This window comes from Chroococcidiopsis cubana SAG 39.79, from assembly GCF_003991895.1.
Classification (GTDB): Bacteria; Cyanobacteriota; Cyanobacteriia; order Cyanobacteriales; family Chroococcidiopsidaceae; genus Chroococcidiopsis; species Chroococcidiopsis thermalis.
This window is the reverse complement of record NZ_RSCK01000199.1, coordinates 1-4620: the sequence shown is the minus strand read 5'-3', so window position 1 is coordinate 4620 and position 4620 is coordinate 1. Positions and strand designations below refer to the sequence as shown.

At 42.5% G+C, this 4620-nt stretch carries 4 protein-coding genes and 2 pseudogenes; 5 read left to right on the top strand and 1 reads right to left on the bottom strand.

The annotated features are described in order from the left end of the window. The first annotated feature begins 84 nt into the window (after window positions 1–84). The 5 genes and pseudogenes from DSM107010_RS36880 to DSM107010_RS36860 form a co-directional block, all read left to right on the top strand. Complete coding sequence (locus DSM107010_RS36880) at window positions 85–435, top strand: hypothetical protein (RefSeq protein WP_106170020.1); 351 nt, start codon at window positions 85–87, stop codon at window positions 433–435. A gap of 145 nt (window positions 436–580) precedes the next feature. Continuing rightward, window positions 581–1930 (top strand): alkaline phosphatase, encoded by a 1350-nt coding sequence (locus tag DSM107010_RS36875; RefSeq protein WP_106170022.1) that lies wholly within the window; start codon window positions 581–583, stop codon window positions 1928–1930. Between the two features lie 164 nt (window positions 1931–2094). After that, window positions 2095–2484, top strand: coding sequence for a response regulator (locus DSM107010_RS36870; protein ID WP_106170024.1), 390 nt, complete (start codon window positions 2095–2097; stop codon window positions 2482–2484). Further along, window positions 2477–2713: a hypothetical protein gene (locus DSM107010_RS36865; protein WP_106170026.1), complete on the top strand. Its 237-nt coding sequence runs from the start codon at window positions 2477–2479 to the stop codon at window positions 2711–2713. The genes DSM107010_RS36870 and DSM107010_RS36865 overlap by 8 nt, the downstream gene beginning before the upstream one ends. After that, window positions 2703–4493, top strand: a pseudogene (locus tag DSM107010_RS36860) (sensor histidine kinase); the annotation flags it as partial. The gene DSM107010_RS36865 and the pseudogene DSM107010_RS36860, both read left to right, overlap by 11 nt. A 48-nt stretch (window positions 4494–4541) precedes the next feature. Here DSM107010_RS36860 and DSM107010_RS43535 read toward each other — a convergent pair. Beyond that, window positions 4542–4620, bottom strand: a pseudogene (locus DSM107010_RS43535) (IS1/IS1595 family N-terminal zinc-binding domain-containing protein); the annotation flags it as partial.

The window sequence follows — 4620 nt, the reverse complement described above, 5'->3', positions numbered from 1 at the left end:
TGTCGAGACTGACGTAAATCTGAGTCTTGGTTTGTATTCTACCCTGATTTCACGCTCTTTCTTTACAAAGTCCCACTAATTCTTATGAGAAGAATTGCTGGATCGCTGCAAAAAACATTAAGATTATTATTCTTAATATTCAAGATTTTGTTTATTTTATGGTGCTGGTATCCAGCAAAATTATTGTATGAATTGTTAACAATCGACCAAGATAGTTTAGGTTGTGAAGGATGGGGATGCGGCTATGCAGTTGGATGGCTTGGTCTAGTCATGCTCGTAACAAGTAGTATTTTTATTATAATTGGCACGGTTTTGATTGGGTTAGAGTGGAAAAACAAGACATGGAGGATTATTTTAGGACTTGCTACATTTACATCTAGCATTCCTTTGTTATTATTTTTTATTTTAATTATTTGGGCTAATACTTTTAAATAAAACTAAAAATAGAATTTCAATGTATGGTGGGCAATGCCCACCTGACGATTAAAGACAGATGAAGACAGAGTCAATATAAATGTACATGGGCTGAGCCAAAAGAACTAACACCAATTACCAATTACCAATTACTAAGATTTTTTATATGACGCTACGCAAACCATTCGCAATTGGTTTAGTTGCCACAACTGCGATCGCAACTTTAACTATTATTGCCCGCACTTTTTCCCAGACGAATCAAAGTACTAGCCTTGATACTGGAAATGTTATTTTTCTGCATCCCGATGGTACGAGTGCTGCCCATTGGGGAGCTGCCCGTTTTCTCAATTACGGTTCCGATGGTAGGCTGAATTGGGATCGCATGTCTCATCTTGGTGTCTATTTAGGACACATGAAAAATCAGCTGACTGCCACTTCTAATGCTGGCGCTGTGACTCATGCTACGGGAGTGAAGGTAGATGCTGACTCCTACGGCTTAGACGAAACTGGAAAGCCAATGACGGCGCTTTCAGGCAAGCCACAGACAATTATGCAAGAAGCGATCGCCCAAGGTATTCCAACAGCAATTATTAACTCTGGTATTATTAGCGAACCTGGTACTGGTGCTTTCTTAGCTAAGGTAAAAAATCGTCAAGCACACGCAGAGATTACCAAACAAATTGTTGAGTCTGGCGTAGATATCATTTTGGGTGGTGGAGAAATTTGGTATCTTCCTAAAGAAAAAACTGGACGACATGCTAAGTCAGGTAAACGAGAAGACGGCGTAAATCTAATCGATCTAGCAAAACGTAAAGGTTATGCTGTGGTATACAACCGCGAGGAACTATTGAAACTACCCACTAACACCAAAAAAGTTTTAGGCATATTTGCAGCTGAAGATACTTACAACGATGAACCAGAAGAGGATTTGAAAAAGCAAAAGCTACCGTTGTATGTCGAGAGTGCGCCAACTGCGGCAGAAATGTTACAAACAACGCTGAGGGTTTTATCTAATAGATCGAAACCCTTTTTTATCGTTCAAGAGGAGGAAGGAACGGATAACTTTTCTAATTACAACAATGCTAAAGGCTGTCTCGAAGCCATGAAACGGGCAGATGATGCAGTTGGGGTAGCAATGAAGTTTATCGAGCAAAATCCCAATACTATGTTATTAACAGCCGCAGATAGCGATGCTAGCGGGTTAGAAGTCATTGGCGAACAGATAAGCAATATGCCACTGAACCAGCCTTTACCTCCTAGACAGAAAAATGGCGCACCTTTGGATGGTAGAGATGGTACAGGTACGTTACCTTTTGTTTCTGCACCCGACGCTAGAGGACAGCGTTTTCCATTTGCGATCGCCTGGACTGGTTTTGCCGACAATGCCGGATCGATTGTTGCCAAAGCACACGGAATGAACGCTGCAAGGATGCAACCTACTATAGATAATACTGAGATTTATAGATTGATGTATAGAAGTTTATTTACTAAAACTTTGCCGTCCAGCTCTCCTTAAAAGTGCTATCTTGTGAGGCAGAGATCGTACCTGCCTTGCGATCGCCTCTAGCTTAATTATTTTTTTAACTAACGAATGGTTATCTAGTTTTAAGCTAAAAGAAGTTAGTCAAAATTTGCCTGCGTTTAGTAAAGATTTATCAAGTTTTATGGGCTTACCTTTTCATGTGCCGAATCGCAGTACTAGATGACGATCGCAATTGGTGCATGGCACTTCAGCGTTTTTTAAAAAACACCTTTGAAGTGTCTATTTTCAACGATGCTACCTCGCTCATCGAAGATTTGATTCAAGATGTGCGGCAGTATGACTTAATTATGGTCGATCTGTCTCTGCCACCCGATGCTTACGGAGAAATTGACGGGCGGAAATTTATTCGCTATATCAGAGAAGTTTTACTAGAACCTCCCATTCTCGTGTTAGTGACCGCATTTATTGGAAAAAATGAATTGAATAGTGGCGAGATTTTCTGTAAAGAAGCTGATGCTTTCTTAGCTAAAGATGCAGGGTTAGATGAGATTTCACGGCAATTGCAAGAATTATTAGTAAATGGGTAATCAGTTATCAGTGAATAGGGAGCAGGGAGCAGGGAGCAGGGAGCAGGGAGCTGAGGGGGCTGAGAGAGTGACCAGTGAAGAAAGGGTGTGGGAAGTGTTGGAAGTATGGGAAATGCGGGAGGACACTCAAAGAATTTTCGAGAGCGCTCTCCCTTGCCCCCCTTGTCTTCCTTGTCCCCCTTATCCTCTTATCCTCTCGACTCCCGACTTTCAAAAATATGCGTCATAAAAAACATCCAAATCGAGCGGGACTGAACCGAAATTCTCTGTTAAATCGGATTACGAATCGCATCCATCAATCTTTGGAACTACAGCAGATTCTCTCTGTTGCAGTGCAGGAGATTCGGGCATTTTTACAAATAGATAGAGTCAAAGTTTATAAATTTCATCCTGATGGAACGGGACAAGTGATTGCTGAAGCGATCGCGGCAAAGCGTTTACCATCTTTGCTAGGGTTGCACTTTCCCGCAGATGATATTCCTGCCCACGCACGGGAGATGTTTGTCAAAATTGGGGCGCGATCGATTGTGGACGTTCCCCAACAACAGATTAGCCTCAGCTATTTAAAATCTCCCCAAACTACAGGAGATTTGACGTTAGAGGAAGTTCAGCAAAGAACCGTTACAGAAATTCTCCAACGCCCCGTCGATCCTTGTCACGTCGAATATCTCACAGCTATGGGGGTGCAGTCTTCCCTAGTCATCCCAATTCTTCACGATTGCCAGTTGTGGGGACTGCTGGCTTGTCACCACGCGCAACCAAAAACTTTTCGTCAGGAACAATTAGACGTGGTGCGACTCGTGGTAGAACACCTCGCGATCGCAATTTCTCAATCTCAACTATTGACGCAAGCACGCGAAAGAGCTATTCGCCAAGAATTAATCAACAAAATTTCGACTCTGCTTCACTCTCCCCACTCAATTCAAACAATTTTACAAATTGCTCTTGAAAGTATTGTCAACAGCGTTGATGGTTCTGGTGGCAGACTATATCTTTGTCCTACAGGGCAAGCACAAATCGCAGAAATTTATACCGATAAAGCCCAACCTCAAGGGATGTTGGAGAACGCTCCATTTTGGCAACAGTTGATGGCTGGTGTTGGTAGAAACCCCCAGCACGGGTATGTGGCGATCGCCAATCTTTATCAAGCACCGGAGTTACTAGAAGTTGCTCCTGCCTTTCAAACTACGAATATCCGCAGCCTATTTGTTATGCCCTTGCATTATGGTAGTGAAACCTTGGGTTGCCTGACCATTTTCCGCGATGCGATCGATACTGATATTACCTGGGCGGGAAGATTCGATCCTGACGAACGTATTTCCAGAGTGAGGCATTCTTTTGAGGCTTGGCGAGAATTAAAACGAGGACAAAGCAAAGAATGGACGAGTTCGGAAATAGAATTAGTCCAAGCCCTAGCCAATCATCTCTCACTTGCCGTCATGCAGCACCGATTGCATGAATACGAACGACAACAGAGGCAATTGTTAGAAAGACGTAATCAAGAACTAAAGACTGCCCGCACCCTGGCAGAAGAAGCCAATCGCCTCAAATCAGATTTTCTCTCCTCCACCAGTCATGAATTACGTACGCCTTTAGCAGCCACGCTTAATTATTTGAAATTGCTCAAAGAAGGACTTTACTACAACGAAGTAGAGTTAAAAGAATACATTCAAATTGCCTATCAATCAGCAGAAAATCTCGTCACCTTAATTAACGATATTCTCGACCTGGCAAAAATTGAAGCCGGAAGATTGGTGATGCATTGGGAAGAATTTGAGCTAATGCCTCTATTGACAGAACTACAACGTTTATTTCAAATTGAGAGCAATTGTAAGGCTATTCCCTTAAGCATCGATTGTCAAGTCGAGCGCATTTATGCCGATAAATTCCGACTGCGACAAGTCCTAACTAACCTCTTGGCTAACGCTTTTAAATTTACTGAAACCGGACAAGTTTGCATTCGAGCAATTACCAAAACTGACGAACCAGCAATTGAAATTTCGGTAACTGATACTGGAATTGGGATCGAACCAAGCCAAGCAGCAGTATTATTTGGTAATTATTCGCCACTGCGGCGCTTCAACGAACTGCCGCCCACAGTCTCGACATTTATAATTCTGTTTTTCATGACGAGTG